A 17,697-nucleotide genomic window follows, 5' to 3' on the forward strand; every position below is an offset into this window, starting at 1 on the left:
TATTTCGAGGCCGACTATCGGAGGTAGAAAATGAGCGAGAACAACAACGCCCCGGAGCAGCAGGCAGAGACCACTTCGGTCTTCCGCGCGGACCTGCTCAAGGAGATGGAGAGCGGAGCGAGCTCTGCTGCAGACACGTCGGCTGCCGGTGCGGATAACCTCCCGGAGGGCCAGGCACTCCTCGTGGTCAAGCGCGGCCCGAACGCCGGCGCTCGTTTCCTGCTTGACCAGGAGACCACTACCGCCGGCCGCCACCCGGAGGCGGACATCTTCCTCGACGATGTGACCGTCTCGCGCCGCCACGCGGAGTTCCGCAAGAACGGCGATACCTTCGAGGTCGTCGACGTCGGATCCCTCAACGGCACCTACGTCAACCGCGAGCCGCGTAACTCCCAGGAGCTTGCGGTGGGCGACGAGATCCAGATCGGTAAGTTCCGCTTGGTTTTCATCGCGAACGAGAAGTAACCTAGAACTTCTTTCCTCGGCGCTGCGGGCATCCACCGGCCCGGAGCGCCGGTTTTACGCAACCATTTTCCCTCGGTTCGCCCACCCTTACACGCAGTTTCGACCCACAACCAGCAAGAGATCGTACTTTGAGTGCAGCACAATCGTCCTCGTCCGCCGCAGCGAACAGCCCGCGGCGCAAGCGCGCGAAGACCATGTCCATCGGCGTCGTCTTGGAGCAGCTGCGACAGCAGTTCCCAGATGTCACCGTGTCCAAGATCCGATTCCTGGAATCGGAAGGGCTCGTCTCCCCGCAGCGCACCGCCTCGGGTTACCGCCGCTTTACTGAGGATGACGTTGACCGGTTGCGCTACATTCTGACCACGCAGCGCGATAACTACACGCCGCTGAAGGTCATCCGCGAGCAGCTGGAGGCCATGGATTCCGGCCAGGTGACCGCCATCGTCGGCGCGGGCCGGGCCAATCCGTGGGTCGAGCCCGCCCGTTTCCGCGCCCCGGCGACCACCCGTCTTACCGATGCCGACGTGGCCGACAAGGCCGACTCCAACATCGAGACCGTCGCCGCGTTGGCGAAGTTGGGCTTGCTTCAGGCGGACCAGTCGGGCTTTTTCACCACCGACGACGTAGCTATCGTCTCCACTGTGGAGGCACTCAAGGGCTTTGGGCTTACCGAGCAGCACTTAAAGTCGCTGCGCAACAACGCGCGGCGCCAGGCCGACCTCATCAGCCAGGTCGCCGCGCCGGTGGCGAATTCGAAGTCCGATCTCGCGGCCCAGCAGGCAGAGGAGATCTCGTCGCAGATGACGGCGTTGGTGGTTTCCCTGCACGCGACGTTGGTAAAAAACACGTTGCGCGGTGAGTTTTAGCGGGGCGCGCCCACGTTAATTTTTAAGACCCACACTCGACGAGGCGGGGAGGCGACATGGCGAGCGAGGCCATTAGGTTTGCAGGTATTCACCAGCTAGCGCCGGAGGAGTTTTACTGCGCGCTGTTCATCTGGCCGGGCCACGACCGCATCCTGCCGGTGTGGCTGTCGCCTATCGATGGCGCGCGCATCGACGCACGCCTCGCCGGTTTTGAGCACCGCCGCCCCGATACGTACGACACGCTTATCGATGCCGTCGAACAGCTCGGCGGGGTAGAGGCCGTGACTATTTCCCATTACCACGAGGGCGTGTTCATGGTCGATGTGGAGTTGGGGAACGACACCCAGCTGGATACCCGTGTGTCGGACGCGTTGGTGCTGGCGAACCACTTTGGGGTCGACATCGTCGCGGACAGTGACGTTTTGCAGGAGACGACGGTCTACGCCACCGCGGCGGATCTGCGCGAGTACTTTGGCCTCGACGTGCAGGGCAGTGGCAGCGATGACGGCGCGGAGGATGCCGGCGCGAGCGACGGCAACACGAACGGTGGCAGCGGGAGCGAAGACGGCCCGGCCACGAAGGGCCAAGGCACCGGCGACCCCGGAGCTGCCGGAGACCCCTCGGGTGCAGAACGCTCAGGCGCGCGGGAGTCTGGCCCGGATGCCGGGGCCGCGCGCTCCAGCGGCGATGAATCCGCAGCCGCCGAACGGAGTGCCGGCGGGGATCAAGAAAGCACCTCCGCATCCGGCGACGCGCAGGCCGACGCGGAATTTTCGGAGATGCTGCGGTCCCTCGGTTTGTCCGAGGAGGACTTGGGCCACGACGACCCGGAGAACGATCCGCGAGAGGACAACTAGCTCGCGGCCGGGGGTAGGGTGGCCTGAGGGCACTGACCGCCTGTTCCGTGCGGAGCGCCTGGGAATGGCGGGGCTAGATCGGTGGGATCTGATTTGGGTTCGAGTTGGATTGGCCCATGTAGTGCAACAGCACGGACGCATTGTGCGAGCGGGCACGTGTGCCGAATGTGAAAGCTGTGACTAGCGTGGTTTGTGTAAAGCTTCGGTAAACAAAGCGATTAAAGTGCCTGTAGTAACGGCGTGTTGCTCCAGTTAGGGTTGACGAGGGGCTAGGGTTGCCTTTAAATAAGTCTTTGGAACCCGCTTTAAACTTCATGGGAGTAATTACGTGAGCAACAGTCAAGACTCCGCCGTGCAGGAATCCCTCTTCGACGTCGGGCCCGACGAAGAGGTCGGTTACCGCGTGCCCATCGCGTGCCAGGTCGCGGGTATTACGTACCGCCAGCTCGACTACTGGGCGCGCACCAACTTGGTCAAGCCGTCTATCCGCAACGCGCGCGGTTCTGGTTCCCAACGCCTGTACTCGTTCAAGGACGTGCTGGTGCTGAAGATTGTCAAGCGCCTACTCGATACCGGCATCTCGCTGCAGAACATCCGCTTGGCCGTAGATTCCCTCCGCGACCGCGGTGTCAACGACATCGCCGAGCTCACCCTGGTCTCCGACGGGACGACCGTCTACGAGTGCCGCTCCGCCGACGAGGTCATTGACCTTCTGGGCGGCGGCCAGGGCGTATTCGGCATTGCCGTCCCGGGCATTATGAAGGAGCTGTCCGGCACCATCGCCGACTTCCCATCCGAGCGCATCGACGAGGTGGTCGAGGACAATGTGGCCGCCATTGACGAGCTGGCAGCCCTGCGCAACCGGAAGACGTCCTAGCGTAAACTCCCTCGGCGGCGGGGGATACTCGCCGCCTACAACGCGGGTTCAAAAAGGCCGCGTCCGCAACGAGCGGGCGCGGCTTTCGCGATCGCGGACTCTTAGGCCGCGGAGGATTGGCAAGGGCAGGAAGCTGGCAAACCCCAGCTAGCGCGCCCGGATTTCTAAATACCCGCCGCCTCGCGCAGCGCCTGGGAGACGGCCTTCTTATCACCCGGCGTGTCCACTGTGCTGTAGCCATCGGCAGCTGCTTCGAGCTGCTCATCGGCGCCGTCCTTGCCCAGGTGCACGACGGACAGCTGTACCTTGTCGCCCTTGGCGTCCTTCAGGGCATCGGCAAACGCCTTGTCGTCGAGATCGTCCTTGGTGCCGGTCGTGACCACGAGGACGCGGGTCGTATCGTTAGTCTGCTGGGAGTGGTCGCTGGCGGCCTGGACCGCGGCGATAACCGCAGAACGCGTCTGCGGGACACCACCGGTGCCGAACTGGGTGACCGCGCCGGCGGCGTCCGCGCCTGGACCGAAGTTCAGGTTGGTGCGATAGCCCACCTGTACGCCCGGGTTGATCGGCGAGGAGTAGTTCCACAGCGCGACCTGTTTGTTCTTCTCGCCAAGACTCTGGGCGGCATCGGCCGCAGCGCCCGTCACTGGATCGAAGTTTGGTGCCAGCGCGTCGGAAGTATCCAGAAGCAAAAGCGTGTCCGCTGAGCCTGTCGATGCCGGCGCGGTCGACGATGCTGGTGCCTTACTCGAGGACGTGGCGGGTTCTGCTGACTCAGACCCAGACTCGGTTTTCGTCTCCGACGTCGCGGCCGACGCCGCGTCTTGGGAGCCGGCTTTGCTCGCGGCGACAGACCCCTCGGCCTGTGCGGCATCATCGGTCCCAGAACCACCGCGGGTGAGCGCCCACACCAGGGCGGCGATGAGCGCAACCGCCGCGATTACCGCGACAGCGATGACCCACCCTGCGACCGCGTACGTGTTTTTCCCATTGGCGTGACGAGCCACAGTGAGACCAATCCTTCCTCGGTGCGTGCCCAGACGGCAATTTAGACGTTCATTCTAATTGCTTCCGCGTGGTCGATCAGTGCGACAAGCCGGTCCCGAATCGGTTCTGCCCGGCGCGCCAGATCCCGCTGGCGCCGCACGTATTCCGTCTTGCCCGCCGGCGTTTCGATGGGCACCACACCAAAACCCAACCCGCGGCAATCGTAGGGGGAGGCCTCCATGTCCAGCACTCGGGCGTCGATGGCGAGATCGAGGGCATCGAGAAACAGCTCGCCGGGAACGAGCGGCCCGAGTTTCCACGCCCACTTGTACAGGTCCATCGTGGCGTGAACGCAGCCGGGCTGATCCGAGGCGGGCTGGCCCTCCCGGGTGAGCACGGTCAGGTTGAGCGACCGCGCGGGCGGGGTGAAAAAACGAAACGCATCGTAATGGGTGCACTTGATGCGGTGGGTGTCCACGACCTGGTTGGTGCCTGCGCGGCCGAGCCGCAGCGGCAGGTCGTGTCGCGGCGTGTCCGCGTGGTAGAGCATGGCCCATTCATGCAGCCCGAAGCAGCCAAACTGGGCGGGGTTCGTCCGCGAACGCGCGATGAGGTCACGCATGTAGCGCACCGAGTCACCGCGGCGGGCGAAAAACGACTCCACGTCCAAGGTCACGCCGTTGGTGCTCGTGGTGTAATCGCGCCACTCGGCATGGGGAGGCGTGCGCTGCGCTGAGCCCTGGCTGGATGGCGCCAGCGCGACTCCCACGCCTGGGTGCCAGCGCCGCAGGTGGCTGGGGCGTACCGGGTAGTACTCGAAAAGGAAGTCGTAAACGGGGTGATACTCACCGGGATGACGGAACCGCGCGAGGCGGTCGTTCGCCCGCGCTGTGTGCGCGGCCATCGCCTCCGACCATTGGTCGGCGCTGAGTACGTGCACGTTCTACCTCCGTTTCCGTCCGTTGTGTCGTGGGCCGCCGTGTTTGCCGCGAGGGGCCTTTCCACGAGTGACCTGTGCGCGACTGGGCTTTCCGCGACCGGGCTTCCCGCGTCCGGACCCGCGTCCGCCTGACGTGCGCCCGCCGGAGTTGCCGGACTTGGACTTGCCAGCGCGCCCGCGCGCATCCGCTCCGCCATCCGGCTGGGCCCCAGGCGGCGGCAGGGGCGCGCCCTGCGGGGGATGTGGGGTGGCGCCGGTGAGGGCGAGGAAGGCGGCATCGTCAAGCGGGGCGTCGCTGATGTCCACGACCTCGGCGGTGACTTTGGCCTTGCGCAAAAGCGCGTCCACCTCGTCGGTCTGTTCGTCCATGACCAGGGTGACCACGGTGCCGGCCGAACCGGCGCGGGCGGTGCGCCCCGCCCGGTGCAGGTACGCCTTGTGCTCGGCCGGCGGGTCGACGTGCACGACGAGGGAGACGTCGTGAATATCGATGCCGCGAGCGGCGATGTCCGTGGCCACGAGGATGGGAACCGACCCGTCCTGGAAACCGGTGATGGCACGCTCGCGGGCGCCCTGCGACTTGTCGCCGTGCAGCGGCAGCGCATTGAGTCCTACGCGCCGGAGCTTTTTCACCTGCCGGTCCACGCCGTGCTTGGTGCGCATGAACATGATGGTCTTGCCCGCCCGGCCGGCGATGCGCGCGACCACGTCGTTGCGCCGCTCACGCGAGCCCACGCGGATAAGGGCGTGGCGCATCGTGTCCACGGCGGCGGCAGCGGGCGCGGTGGAATGCGTAACGGGGTTGTCCAGGAAGTCGTCGACGAGCGCCGCAACGTCATCGTCGAGCGTGGCGGAGAAAAACAGTCGCTGCCCATCAGGCTGGGTATCGCGCAACAACGCGCGCACCTGGGGAATGAACCCCATGTCGGCCATCTGGTCGGCTTCGTCGAGGGCGGTGAAGCGGACATCGGAAAGCGAGAGCTTGCCCTGGCGCACTAGGTCCAGCGCGCGGCCCGGAGTGGCCACCAGCAAGTCGACTGGGCGGGCCAGTTGGCGGATGTGGCGGTTGATGTTGACGCCGCCGACGAAGCACAGCACGCGCAGCCCGACCGCGGCCGCCATCGGATCGAGGCGCTGGTGGATTTGCTGGGCGAGCTCCCGGGTGGGCGCGAGAATGAGCCCGCGCGGCTTGGCGGGGCGGGAGACGCCGGAGGCGGCATCGGCAAGCTGGGCGAGGAGGGGAAGCCCGAAGGCCAGGGTCTTACCCGAGCCGGTGGGGCCGCGCCCGAGCACGTCACGGCCGGCCAGCGCATCGGGAATGGCCGCGGCCTGAATAGGAAAAGCCTCCGCCATGCCCTGCCGGGAAAGCTCCGCGACGATGGGGCGGGGGAGGCCAAGATCAGAAAAAGTAGTCATCGCCGGAAAAGTTTAACCGGCGCGGACTACTTTTCCGTACTCACTAGTAGGAGACTTCCTCGCGGTCACCCGACCACGCGGTGTGGAACGTGCCTTCCATGTCCACGCGGCGGTAGGTGTGCGCGCCGAAGAAGTCGCGCTGGCCCTGGATGAGGGCGGCCGGTAGGCGGTCGGCGCGCAGGGAGTCGTAGTACGACAGCGAGGAGGCGAACACCGGTACCGGCAGGCCCAGGCGGGTGGCGGTGACAACGACGCGGCGCCAGGAATCGATAAGCCCGTGGTCCAGCTCGCCCTTGAAGTACGGATCGAGCAGGAGCGACGGCAGCTCTGGGTCGTTGGCGAAGGCCTCGGTGATGCGGTCCAGGAACTTCGCGCGGATGATGCAGCCGCCGCGCCAGATCTTGGCCAGCTCGCCCGGCTGGATGTTCCAGTCATGGGCCTGCGAGCCGGCGTTGATCTCGTCGAAGCCCTGGGCGTAGGCCACGAGCTTGGAGGCGTACAGAGCCCGGCGCACATCCTCGATAAACTCGCCGCGGTCGATACCCAGGTCGGCGAAGGTCTCTGTCGTCCCCTCCGGCAGGCCGATGCGCTGGGCGGCTTCGCGCTGCGCGGTTGCGGAGGAAAGCGCGCGGGCGAAGACGGCCTCGCCGATGCCGGTGGTGGGAACGCCCAGATTCAGCGCCTCCTTCACGGTCCAGCGGCCCGTGCCCTTCTGGCCGGCTGCATCGACGATGACGTCGATGAACGGCTTGCCGGTGCGCTTGTCTTCTTGGCGGAGGACCTCCGCGGTGATTTCGATGAGGTAGGAGTCGAGGTCGCCCGCGTTCCACTCGGTGAAGATGTCCGCGATCTCCTGCGGCGCGAGACCCACGCCGTAGCGCAGGAGCTGGTAGGCCTCGCCGATGACCTGCATGTCGGCGTACTCGATGCCGTTGTGCACCATCTTGACGAAGTGGCCGGCGCCGTCCGGACCGATGTGGGTCACGCACGGGGTGCCGTCGACGTTCGCGGCAATCGACTCCAGGACGGGGCCCAGGGTCTCCCAGCTTTCGGCCGGGCCGCCTGGCATGATGGACGGGCCGTTGAGCGCGCCTTCCTCACCGCCGGAAATGCCCGCGCCGACGAAGTGGATGCCGCGCGCGGTCATCTCCTTTTCGCGGCGGATGGTGTCGGTGAAGTTGGCGTTGCCGCCGTCGATGATGATGTCGCCTTCGTCCATCGCGCGTGCCAGCTGGTCGATGACCGCGTCGGTGGCCGCGCCGGCCTGAACCATGATGATCGCCTTGCGCGGGCGTTTGAGCGAGGCGACGAAATCCTCCACCGTCTTCGACGGCATGAAGTTACCCTCCGTGCCGTAGGCGTCCATGAGCGCGTCCGTCTTTTCCGTGCTGCGGTTGTACACCGCGACCGTGTTGCCGTTGCGCGCGAAGTTCCGGGCCAGGTTCGAGCCCATCACCGCGAGTCCAACGACGCCAATATCCGCAAGTTCCGTCTGCTCAGTCATGCGGCCCAGTTTACGGCAGCCCGTCTGCGCCGTGGCGGTCTGCCGTAGTATCTCGATGTATGGATACCGCGAACCGCTCGGCAGCAGCACACACCGGAGGGGAAGCCACCCCGCCCCGCCCACTCACAGAACTTTTGCAGGCCGCCCACCAGAGCGAACTTAACCGCGCCGAGCTGGCGGCGCTCAACGCGGCGAGCACCGGGCTCGAGGCGCTCCTCGGCGTGCGGTGGACGCACCTAAGCCCGCGGGAAGCACGCGCGGAAGTCGAGCTCACGGACCGGCTGCACCAGCCGTTCGGCGCCACCCACGGCGGCACGTATACGGCGCTGGCGGAATCCGTCGGATCAGCGGCCAGCGTCGCCGCCGCCGGGCGCCCCATGGTCGGGGTCAACAACAGCACGGACTTTCTGCGGCCCACCAGCGAAGGCGTGCTGAAAGCCCGGGCGGTGCCCTGCCACCTCGGCCGGCGGACCCACCTGTGGGAGGTGACCATGACCCACGGCGATCGAGTCGTGGCGGTCAGCCGGCTGCGCACCATGGCGTTGGAAGGCTAGCCGCTGGAGGGCTCGCCTCTAGAAGGCTCTAGACCTATAACCAGTCGTTGCGCCGGAACCACCAGAACATCACCGCAACGACCAAGACCATTGCGATGAGCGCGTATAGGTAGCCGTGCTGGAGGTGCAGCTCCGGCATGACGTCGAAGTTCATGCCGTAAATGCCGGCGATCATCGTCGGGCCCGCGGCCATGCCGACCACCGCGGAGATGGTGCGCATGTCCTGGTTCTGTTGGATGGATACTTTGGCCACGGAGGCATCGAGAAGCGAAGACAGGCGTTCATCGAACCCGGCGACCTGGTCGCGGACGACGAGCTCGTTGTCGTAGACATCGCGCAGGTAGGAGCGGATGTTTTTCGGCACCATGTCCTTATTCTCGCTGTGCAGTGCCTTCAGCGCGGGCGCCAGCGGGTTGATCGCGTGCTTCATCTCGAGGATCTCTCGCTTGTAGCTGTAAATCCTGTCGATGTTGAACTGCATGCCGGGGGTGAAGACTTCCTCTTCGATGGAGTCGACCTCCTCGGACAGCTCGTCCGTAATCGTGGCGTAGGTGTCCACGATGACATCGAGGATTTTCCAACAGATAGCAATCGGCCCCGCGGTGACCAACTCCTCATCGCCGACCAGCCGGCTTTCCAGGTCCGGGATCTTCGCGCCGTGGCGAATGGTGATAATAAAGCTCGGCCCGATGACCATCTGGATCTCGCCGGTGGAGATGATCTGGCGGGTATCGGACACCTCGTCGTGGTCGCGGTAGCGCACCGAGCGGGCCACGACGAACAGCTGGTCCTCGTAGCGCTCCAGTTTCGGCCGCTGGTGGGCCTGTACGGCGTCTTCGACGATCAGCTCGTGGATGCCGAACTGCAGCGCGATCTTCGTCATCTGCGCTTCCATCGGCGCGTGCAGACTCACCCAGATGAACCCGCGGCCGTACTCGTCGATCTTCTCTCGGGCAGCCTGCGGCGTGTAGTTGCCGGGGAGTGCCTCGCCGTCGATGAACACGCGGCACGATTCGATCGCCTGCTCCGCGGGCACGCGGATGCTGCTGGCCGGTCGCTTCCCACCGCTTTTCTTTGTCAGCCCGCGAAATGGCTTGGGTACTGAGGGCATCGAGGGCCTCCTTGGGTGGGGGTGCGTCGGACAGCTGCACACCGCGCTATGACGCTCGGCACGGTGCATATGGCGTGCAAAATACTACACCCCGCGCCCACTAGACTGTGTGCCATGCCTACCTGGAAAGATCTCACGGACGCCGACCCCAGCCATTCGCAGAACTACGCCCGCCGGTGGCGCATGCTTGCAGCGCAAGGCAAGGATGTTCACGGCGAGGCCAGGCTTGCCGATGCCATGTCAGAACGCCATTCACGCATCCTCGACGCCGGCTGCGGTACCGGCCGCGTGGGCGGGGAGCTGGCCCGCCGCGGGCACGAGGTCGTCGGCGTGGACATCGACCCGCTACTTATCGAGCACGCCGAGCACGACTTCCCCGACGTCGAGTGGGTGGTCGGGGACTTGAGCGCGGACGACATCCCGGAAGGCGACTTCGACTTGGCCGTCTCCGCCGGGAACGTGATGGGCTTCCTCGCCGAGGACGGCCGCGAGCCCGCCCTGCGGAACATCTTCCAGTCCCTGAAACCGGGTGGGCGCTTCGTCGTCGGCTTCGGCTCTGGGCGCGGCTGGTCGTTCGACGACTTTTTGACCACCGCTCAGTCCGTCGGCTTCCAGGTCGACTCCACATTCTCGTCGTGGGACCTGCAGGTGTTTTCCGCGACCTCGACGTTCCTCGTCGCCGTGCTGTCGCGGCCGGGGGCGAACTTGTTAGCGTAACGCGGCTCTGACGAGCCGCGTTACGGGGGCTGAAGAATGAGCCGCGTCACGGGGTAGCGCCGTGGCGCTCTAGCGGCGGGACGCCTGGTCGAAGAAGTCGACCTCATGCCAGGAAGCGGTGAGGTAGGCGCGCGCAGCGGCGTCACGCTCCCGCGGGGTCGCTTCCTGCAGCGCCTGTTCCAACAATTCGATTGCCCGAGCGGTTTCGGCAACGAAGTCGTCGCCGCCGTACATGTCCAGCCAGCTGGCGTACGGGTGATCCGGGCCGTTGGCATCCGCCTGGTACAAGCCGATCTCCGCGTACAGCCAGAAGCAGGGCAGTACCGCCGCTGCGCCGACCACGTAGTTCTCCGTCGCAGCGCGTGCGACCAGAAAGTCCGTGTAGGCGGCCGTGACCCGAGACGGGGCCGCCTCGTCCGCGTCGCCGAGCCACTCGCGGTGCAGGGCGGCCTCCACCTCGACGCAATCGGCCGCGGCATGCGCCCAGAAGACCTGTGCGTGGGCTTCCGGCGAGTTCATCGCCACCTTCGCCAGCGCCTTCGAATACTGGTTCAAGTAGTGCGCGTCCTGGGCCAGGTAGAACAGAAAATCCTCGCGCCGGAGTTCACCGGACCGCAGGTCACGGATGAAATCGAGATCCACTAGCTCCGCCCACACGTCGCCGGTGGCCTCCCACAGCGCCCGGGTGAACTCGCCGCTCGGCGCAATCCGCGGCGCGGAGGCCTTCGTGCCCGATGGCTCCCACGGGTTAGCGGCGACCAGGTACTGCGCCGGCGTGGTGCTTGCGGCCTTTTCCAGCCGCCGCAGCCGGTGGAAGTGATCCACCGGCCCGTTACCCTTGCCCACCTGCAGCTTGTGCGCGTGCACAATCGCCTCGTGCAGCCAGTGGGTGGAATACGCCAGGGCGTCTTCTAAAGAGTCCCCGGCGCCCAAGCGCGTGGCCAGGGCGGAGGAGAGGGAGCACCCGGTACCGTGCGTGTGCGGCGTGTCCACGCGCGGGGAGGGGACATGGTGGACCTGCCCATCCGGGCGCACGCACGCGTTGTCCGCGCCGCCGGAGGTCAGGTGCCCGCCCTTGACGATGACCGCGGTGTCGTTGTCCGCCGCCCACTTCTTTGCCGTCTCGATGGCGGCATCGAGGCTGTCCGCCATTTCGGTGCCGGTGAGCACGGCCAGCTCGCGAAGGTTCGGCGTAATGACCGTGACCTTCGCGCACAGCTTCTTGATGGCGTCCTCCGCGTCCTCTTCCAAAAGGCGATCCCCGCTGGTGGCCACCATGACTGGGTCGAGGACTACGGGGAGGTCATCGGCAAGCGAGGCAAGCCACGCCTCTACGGTCTCGGTGACCTCGGCGCTGCCCAACATGCCGATCTTCACCGCGTCCACCTCGACGTCGTCGGACACGGCGGCGAGCTGCTCGGTGAGAAACTCCACGGGCGGGTTGTGAATGGACCGCACGCCCTGGGTGTTTTGCGCCACCAGGGACGTGGTCACGCACATCCCGTACCCGCCCGTGGCCGAGATGGACTTCAGATCAGCCTGAATGCCCGCGCCGCCCGAGGGATCCGTACCGGCGATGGATAGAACGCGGGGGATGGGGGCGTGGTGGCGTGCAGCGGGCATGGTCTCTCCTTCGCAAGCTGAGGTGAAAAAGTGAGATTGCCTGCGACGATAACAAAAAGGCCTCCCTCAGGGAGGCCTTTTCATCCCACTCGTCTGCTAGCTGGAAAAGCCGGCGAGGAGTGCGGGTTACTTCGCGTCGTAGTCGAGAGCGCGGCGAGCCACGCGCTGCTGCTGGGTGATTTCCAGGTTGCCGCGGTGGGAGGAGAAGACGTTGATCATCCACTCCGCCACGGCGAACGCGCGGTTGCGGATGCCGGACAGGTAGGCGCCGTGGACGCCCAGCCACATCAGCCACGGGATGAGGCCGTGCAGCTCGGTCTTGCCGATCTTGGCCACCGCGTTGAAGCGGTTGATGATCGCCATGGTGCCCTTGTCGAAGTAGTCGAAGGGCTCCTTTTCGTCGGCGGTGGACTCCTCGTCGGTCTTCGCGGCGATGAGCTTCGCGGCGTGCGCGCCACCCTGCATGGCCACCTGGGCGAGGCCCGGCAGCTTGTTCAGGTTGATCATGTCACCGATGATGTAGACGTTGTCCTTGTCGCCCACGGTGAGGTCCTCGTTGACGGCCACGCGGCCACCGCGGTCGGCCTCGACGCCGTCCACCTGGTCGGCGATGAGCTTGCCCAGCGGGGACGCGGCAACGCCGGCGGACCAGATCTTGGTAAAGCCCTCGATGGTGGTCTCGTTGCCGTCCTTGGTCTTGTAGGTCACCGAGTTGTCGTCGACGTTGGAGACCATCGCGTTGAGGCGGACGGTCACGCCGGCCTTCTCCAGGGTGCGCTGGGCCTTGCGGCCGAGGCGCTTGCCAAACGGCGGCAGGACCTGCGGCGCTCCGTCCAGCAAGTAGATCTTGGCGGCCTCGGGGCCGAACTGGGAGTACTTCTTGGTCAGCGTGCGGTGGGCCAGCTCGGCGACCTGGCCGGCCAGCTCCACGCCGGTCGGGCCGGCTCCGACGATGATGAAGGTCAAAAGGCGCTCGCGCTCGGCCGGGTCATCGGTCATCTCTGCCTTCTCGAAGGCGGTCAGGATGGTGGAGCGGATCTCCAGGGCGTCATCCAGCGTCTTCATGCCCGGGGCGAACTCGGCGAAGTGGTCGTTGCCGAAGTAGGACTGGTTGGAGCCAGCGGCGACGATGAGGGAGTCGTAGGAGACGACGCGCTCGGTGCCCGCAAGATTCGCGGTGACGGTCTGGCCGTTGACGTCGATGTCAGTAACTTCGCCGTTGATGAAGTCGGCGTTGTCCTGGCCATCCAGCAGCTGGCGGATGGAGGGTGCGACGTCCGAGGCGGAGATCAGGCCGGTGGTGACCTGGTAGAGCATCGGCTGGAACAGGTGGTGATTCTTCTTGTCGATGACCGTGACATCGACATCCGCGTTCTTCAGCTTCTGAACGGCCGACAGGCCGCCGAGGCCAGCGCCGATCACAACGACGTGGTGGCGATCACCAGCGGGACGGTAAGCAGAGTTAGCCATGATGCAAACGCCTCTCTAACTACTTTTCGGACACATACACACTTCTAGGAACCACACCAGTCTAAACACAAAAGCGTGGCGGAGCACACATACCCCGGATTATTTAGTACGCCCGGACGGTTTTCGTGGCACGTCGCTCATGGAAACTGCGCCGGGGAAAAGTACGATATGCACACACCCAACACGTCGCCTCGGTGAGGGAAGGAGGGCCGCTCCCACAGTGACTGGCGAATCAAAGCGCGCCGCCATCGACGCCGCGGCGTGGCCGCGAGTAGCGAACGTGCCCTCCGGCCGTCTCATCCGCCTGCGTGCCCGCCGCGCCGAAGCCGAGTTCGCGACCGCCTGCGCGCGGGGCGACATCGAGCTGGACGGTGGGGTGGCGCCGGATGGGCCCGAGCTCACCATCTACGAGGACGCGCTGTTTTGCCGCATCGCCCGCGACGGCTGGCTCGGCCTTGCTGAGTCCTACCTGGCCGGGGAATGGGATACCCCGGATAGCGATGGGTTAGTGGTCGTCCTGCGCAAGCTACTCCGGTCCGGTTACCACCCGCGCAGCAAGAAGGTGAGCCGCTCGCCGGATCCGGGCGGGGAGATCCCGCTGAGCCTGCTGGAGCGCTATTCCGGCGATGGGCTGACCGATTACGGCGGAATCTTCGCCAGCGGCATTCCCACGACCACGCGCACCAGCGTGGACAGCTACGCGCCTGGGGCGGGACGTCGGGGAGAGCCCAAGACCCATTTCGTGGATGTGCGCACCTACGACGAACCGCGTCAGGTGGATCGCGACGACTTGGCTGCCGCCCAGCGGCGGGCCACGCACCAGCTTCTCGATGCCGCCGAGGTCACCCCCGGCACACACCTCTTGGTGTACCCGGGCGCCGGCGTCGCGGCAGCGGTGAATGCGGCCGAGCGGCGCGCGACCGTGGACATCCTCACCGCCGACGAGGATTTCTTGCCCGGCCTCAAAGACGCGGCCATTTACGCCGGGGTAGAGGACTCGGTGCATGCCGCGGTCATCGAACAGGCGGTGCCGGGTCCGCAGCAGTGGCGCGGGCGCTACGACGGAATCGTCGTGATAGACAAGTTGGCCGCGGCAACGGACAGCCAGCGCCGCGTACTAGTCGGCGGGCTCGACCGGATGCTCGCGCCCGGGGGCCGTGCGGTGCTGCAATCGACCGTGGCTACGCCGGCGCTCACCGCGGCGGGCAAGGGCGCACTTGGCGCTTTGCGCGCGTATATCTGGCCGGGGCTGGACTACCCCGAGACGAGTGCCGTGCACCGCCTAGTCGACCGCCATTCCGGCCTACGCATCATTGCCGAGACCCACACGGGGGCGCACGCCGCGGAGTCGCTGGCTATGCAGCGATCCTTTTTCAGCGGCCAGCTGCGCGAGGCGGCGGCCAGCGGGTTCGACGCCGTGTTCCGGCGGCTGTGGACCTACCAGCTGGCGCTGCGCGAGGCGCTCATGCGCGAGGGCATGATTGACTCCGTGCAGTTCACCGCAGTCCGCCGCAACCGTGGCGGCCGGCGATAGCCAGCGACGGCGAGGCGAAGACGGCGGCAGCGAACCAGCGTTAGTGCGCCGGCGGCAGCTCTTTGAAATCGTCCATCATGTTCACGCTCGGCACGAAGAAGTTTGTGCCGGTTAAAGCGGTGGAGAAATCCAGGATCCGGTCGTGGGAGAACTTCCCGTCCGGATCGCCGGCGAACATCTTGCGCAGGCGCTTGGTGATGCGCTCCGGGTCGCGGACGTAGCCGATAAAGTACGTGCCGGTCACATCGTCCTGGAAGCTGCCAAAGACCATGTTCTCGCGGTACATGCGCCCATCATTTTCGTTGACCGCCACGTGTGAGTCCGCCGGTTTCTTATCTGCGGGCAGCTCGATGTTGTCCAGCTTGGTGCGGCCCACGACATCTTCCTGGCTTTCCACACTGAGCTCGTCCCAGGCCTGGATATCGTGGAGGTATTTTTGTACTGTTACGTAAGTACCGCCGGGGTAGTCGGCCTCTTGCGGGAGGAAGACGTTCTCGCCGGCGTTGTCAGAGACCGGGTTCGCGCTGCCGTCGACGAAGCCGAGAAGGTCGCGGCGGTCGAAGTACTTGAAGCCGTGGGTTTCATCCAGGATGCTCACGGCGCTGCCGAAGCGGCGCAGGAGGACGCGCGCCATCTCGTGGCACATGTCGAATTCCTCGGCGCGCAGGTGTAAGAGAAGATCGCCGTCCGTCGCGGGCGCGGTGTGGCGCGGGCCGACGATCTCTTGGAAGGGCTGTAGAAGCGACGGGCGCGGCGCGCTGGTAAGAAGCGGCCATGCGTCGTAGCCGATGCCGAGCACACTGAAGAGATCTGCCTCGGGGTTACGGAACGCGACGGACTTGACCAAGTCTTTGTACTCATCGAGAACCGCGCGCACGTCGTTGGCACGGCCGGGCGTGATTTTGAGAACGAGGAAGATCGCGTTCCGGGAAGGCTTGTCCACAATGTGTTGGAAAGACATGTAGACCACTATAGGGGCGGGGGCGGACCGACCGGGACGAGTGATCCTATGCGAGTCCTAAAATGACATAATGTACATTATCGGACATTTTGACTGGGAGATGCGCTCTGGGCGACCTTCCGGCCTCGTCCAGATGCAGCACCTCTTTTAGTCACACTGACGAAAAGACGACTATTTCTCCAGGTTCAGGCGCACGTTGATCGCACCGTCCTGGTCGATCTTCGCCGCGATCATGTCCGGCGTCTCGATGCCGAAATCATCGCGGCTGAAATGAACGTCGCCGCCGACGACCAAGTGGTCGCCGTCGCGCAGCACGTCGAACGTCTCCGTGACGGGCTTGGTCTGATCCTTCACCGTCAGCTCGCCGGTGATGTCGACCTGGCCCATGGAACCATCGTCAGGCACGGCAGCCAGATCCACTGGCTTGGTCACGCGGAAGGTCGCCTCCGGGTACTTGTCCGTCTCCAGCAGCTTCGACTTCATGTTCTGGTCGCGCACCTTCTTGTCCGTAGTCAACGCGTCCATGTTGACCGTCACGTCTGCATCCCGCAGCGTGTTGTCGCTGACCGTCACCGTGCCGTCCACGTCGGTCGTCGACCCGGACGTCACGGTGTCTTCAGCCGGCAGGATCTCGTGGATGGTAAAGCCCACAGAGCTGAAGTTCTTCGGATCGCCCTTGGTCACGTGCCACTCGCCGTTAATGTCTTCCGACGCCGCCTTGGCGCCGTCCGGATTCACCGGCTCGGTCTTCACGCCGGCGCCCGAAAAAATGGAAAAAGCTAGCGGGACCAGCGCAAACAGTGTACAGATCACGATCAACACGGCGAAGATGGTGATCATGAGCTTGCGGTTATAAAAGATGCTTTTCATTTCTGCCTACCTCATATCCTCAAGTCGGCGCGCTACCGCGACGAGCTCCTCACACAGTTGCTGGATCTCTTCAGCGGACGCTCCCTCACCGGCGGCCGTCGCGACGTCCTCCGCGCCACAGCGCAGTTCAAACAGTCCGTCCTGAAACGCCGCCGCCTTGTCCGGAGTCATGATGACGGCGTCCTGCGGGATCGGCGTTCCCACGACGTTGTGGCGCTGCTCCCACGCCCGCTGCTTGCACGCGGCGCTGCAGTACTTGCGCGGCCTGCCGCGCGTCTGCGTGGGCATGCCCTTGCCGCACCAGTTGCACTGCGGGGCTTTGCGTTCCCTGCTCGTCGTACGTGTCACCGCTCCAACTCTAAACCATCTATACGGGGCCAGGAACAAACGGCGTTGCGTCTTCGTTATACTTGTAGCTCTTACGAATGGTGCGCTCTAAAGAGCGCACTGCCTTTGAGGGCCAAACTGAGTGGGACCACGAGAAAAGGATGATGTTGCATGGCAGATCGCGTACTTCGCGGTAGCCGGATGGGCGCCGTCAGCTACGAAACCGACCGCGACCACGACCTTGCTCCTCGTCAGATGATCAAATATCGCACCGAGGACGGCGAGATCTATGAGGTCCCCTTCGCGGACGACGCCGAAATCCCTGAGGAATGGCTGTGCAAGAACGGCAAGGTGGGCCACCTAGTCGAGGGCGAAGGCGTTGAGGCCAAGCCGACCAAGCCGCCGCGCACCCACTGGGACATGCTGCGCGAGCGCCGCAGCATTGAGGAACTCGATGAGCTGCTTGAAGAGCGCATCGACCAGCTGCGCAAGCGCCGCCGCACCGCGGCCAAGCTGCTTAAGGAGCAGAAGGAAAAGGAAGCCAAGGAAAAGAAGTAGCTTTTACGGCCCCTTTTAACTAGACAACCGCCGCCCACGGCAGGAACTACTCTCCTACCG

The 17,697-nt window shown here is 65.1% G+C and carries 18 protein-coding genes; 8 read left to right on the top strand and 10 right to left on the bottom strand.

What is annotated here, in order from left to right:
* The first annotated feature begins 30 nt into the window (after positions 1–30).
* The 4 genes from odhI to CMASS_RS05220 all read left to right on the top strand — a co-directional run bounded on the left by odhI (position 31) and on the right by CMASS_RS05220 (position 3,065).
* On the top strand, positions 31–465 hold the full coding sequence (gene odhI, locus CMASS_RS05205; RefSeq protein WP_022861955.1) for an oxoglutarate dehydrogenase inhibitor Odhl: 435 nt from the start codon (positions 31–33) through the stop codon (positions 463–465).
* 128 nt (positions 466–593) lie between these two features.
* Positions 594–1,331, top strand: a complete 738-nt coding sequence (gene ftsR, locus CMASS_RS05210; RefSeq protein ID WP_022861956.1) for a transcriptional regulator FtsR — start codon at positions 594–596, stop codon at positions 1,329–1,331.
* A 56-nt stretch (positions 1,332–1,387) separates the two neighbouring features.
* Positions 1,388–2,188, top strand: coding sequence for a bifunctional nuclease domain-containing protein (locus CMASS_RS05215; protein ID WP_022861957.1), 801 nt, complete (start codon positions 1,388–1,390; stop codon positions 2,186–2,188).
* Between the two features lie 328 nt (positions 2,189–2,516).
* Positions 2,517–3,065 (top strand): MerR family transcriptional regulator, encoded by a 549-nt coding sequence (locus CMASS_RS05220; protein WP_022861958.1) that lies wholly within the window; start codon positions 2,517–2,519, stop codon positions 3,063–3,065.
* 164 nt (positions 3,066–3,229) lie between these two features.
* Here CMASS_RS05220 and CMASS_RS05225 read toward each other — a convergent pair whose 3' ends face one another.
* The 4 genes from CMASS_RS05225 to gndA are packed head-to-tail and all read right to left on the bottom strand — an operon-like array spanning position 3,230 to position 7,912.
* Positions 3,230–4,072, bottom strand: coding sequence for a vWA domain-containing protein (locus CMASS_RS05225; RefSeq protein ID WP_022861959.1), 843 nt, complete (start codon positions 4,070–4,072; stop codon positions 3,230–3,232).
* A gap of 41 nt (positions 4,073–4,113) precedes the next feature.
* A complete protein-coding gene (locus tag CMASS_RS05230) occupies positions 4,114–4,992 on the bottom strand; it encodes a hypothetical protein (RefSeq protein ID WP_022861960.1) in 879 nt (292 codons plus the stop codon).
* 3 nt (positions 4,993–4,995) lie between these two features.
* Entirely contained in the window at positions 4,996–6,408 is a 1,413-nt protein-coding gene (locus CMASS_RS05235; protein ID WP_022861961.1) for a DEAD/DEAH box helicase, read from the bottom strand.
* A gap of 43 nt (positions 6,409–6,451) precedes the next feature.
* Positions 6,452–7,912, bottom strand: coding sequence for an NADP-dependent phosphogluconate dehydrogenase (gndA, locus tag CMASS_RS05240; protein ID WP_022861962.1), 1,461 nt, complete (start codon positions 7,910–7,912; stop codon positions 6,452–6,454).
* Between the two features lie 59 nt (positions 7,913–7,971).
* Here gndA and CMASS_RS05245 point away from each other — a divergent pair, with 59 nt between their 5' ends.
* Positions 7,972–8,466 (top strand): PaaI family thioesterase, encoded by a 495-nt coding sequence (locus CMASS_RS05245; RefSeq protein WP_022861963.1) that lies wholly within the window; start codon positions 7,972–7,974, stop codon positions 8,464–8,466.
* Between the two features lie 34 nt (positions 8,467–8,500).
* Here CMASS_RS05245 and corA read toward each other — a convergent pair whose 3' ends face one another.
* Positions 8,501–9,577, bottom strand: coding sequence for a magnesium/cobalt transporter CorA (gene corA, locus CMASS_RS05250; protein ID WP_022861964.1), 1,077 nt, complete (start codon positions 9,575–9,577; stop codon positions 8,501–8,503).
* Positions 9,578–9,691: 114 nt separating this feature from the next.
* Between corA and CMASS_RS05255 the strand changes: the two genes are divergently transcribed.
* On the top strand, positions 9,692–10,294 hold the full coding sequence (locus CMASS_RS05255; RefSeq protein WP_022861965.1) for a class I SAM-dependent methyltransferase: 603 nt from the start codon (positions 9,692–9,694) through the stop codon (positions 10,292–10,294).
* A 69-nt stretch (positions 10,295–10,363) separates the two neighbouring features.
* Here CMASS_RS05255 and CMASS_RS05260 read toward each other — a convergent pair whose 3' ends face one another.
* Both CMASS_RS05260 and CMASS_RS05265 read right to left on the bottom strand, forming a co-directional pair.
* Complete coding sequence (locus CMASS_RS05260) at positions 10,364–11,917, bottom strand: bifunctional hydroxymethylpyrimidine kinase/phosphomethylpyrimidine kinase (protein WP_022861966.1); 1,554 nt, start codon at positions 11,915–11,917, stop codon at positions 10,364–10,366.
* A gap of 126 nt (positions 11,918–12,043) precedes the next feature.
* Positions 12,044–13,387, bottom strand: coding sequence for an NAD(P)/FAD-dependent oxidoreductase (locus CMASS_RS05265; RefSeq protein ID WP_022861967.1), 1,344 nt, complete (start codon positions 13,385–13,387; stop codon positions 12,044–12,046).
* A 220-nt stretch (positions 13,388–13,607) separates the two neighbouring features.
* Between CMASS_RS05265 and CMASS_RS05270 the strand changes: the two genes are divergently transcribed.
* Entirely contained in the window at positions 13,608–14,921 is a 1,314-nt protein-coding gene (locus tag CMASS_RS05270) for a class I SAM-dependent methyltransferase (RefSeq protein WP_022861968.1), read from the top strand.
* Between the two features lie 40 nt (positions 14,922–14,961).
* Here the strand turns inward: CMASS_RS05270 and CMASS_RS05275 are convergent, their stop codons facing one another.
* The 3 genes from CMASS_RS05275 to CMASS_RS05285 all read right to left on the bottom strand — a co-directional run bounded on the left by CMASS_RS05275 (position 14,962) and on the right by CMASS_RS05285 (position 17,100).
* The gene (locus tag CMASS_RS05275; protein WP_027018439.1) at positions 14,962–15,882 is read right to left on the bottom strand and encodes a Dyp-type peroxidase; all 921 of its coding nucleotides are present in this window, start codon (positions 15,880–15,882) and stop codon (positions 14,962–14,964) included.
* Between the two features lie 171 nt (positions 15,883–16,053).
* Positions 16,054–16,752: a YceI family protein gene (locus CMASS_RS05280; RefSeq protein ID WP_022861970.1), complete on the bottom strand. Its 699-nt coding sequence runs from the start codon at positions 16,750–16,752 to the stop codon at positions 16,054–16,056.
* Positions 16,753–16,758: 6 nt separating this feature from the next.
* Entirely contained in the window at positions 16,759–17,100 is a 342-nt protein-coding gene (locus CMASS_RS05285; RefSeq protein WP_022861971.1) for a zinc finger MYND domain-containing protein, read from the bottom strand.
* A gap of 150 nt (positions 17,101–17,250) precedes the next feature.
* Between CMASS_RS05285 and CMASS_RS05290 the strand changes: the two genes are divergently transcribed.
* Positions 17,251–17,637: an RNA polymerase-binding protein RbpA gene (locus CMASS_RS05290; RefSeq protein WP_022861972.1), complete on the top strand. Its 387-nt coding sequence runs from the start codon at positions 17,251–17,253 to the stop codon at positions 17,635–17,637.
* Positions 17,638–17,697 lie beyond the last annotated feature (60 nt).

It is taken from the genome of Corynebacterium massiliense DSM 45435 (genome assembly GCF_028609805.1).
Classification (GTDB): Bacteria; Actinomycetota; Actinomycetes; order Mycobacteriales; family Mycobacteriaceae; genus Corynebacterium; species Corynebacterium massiliense.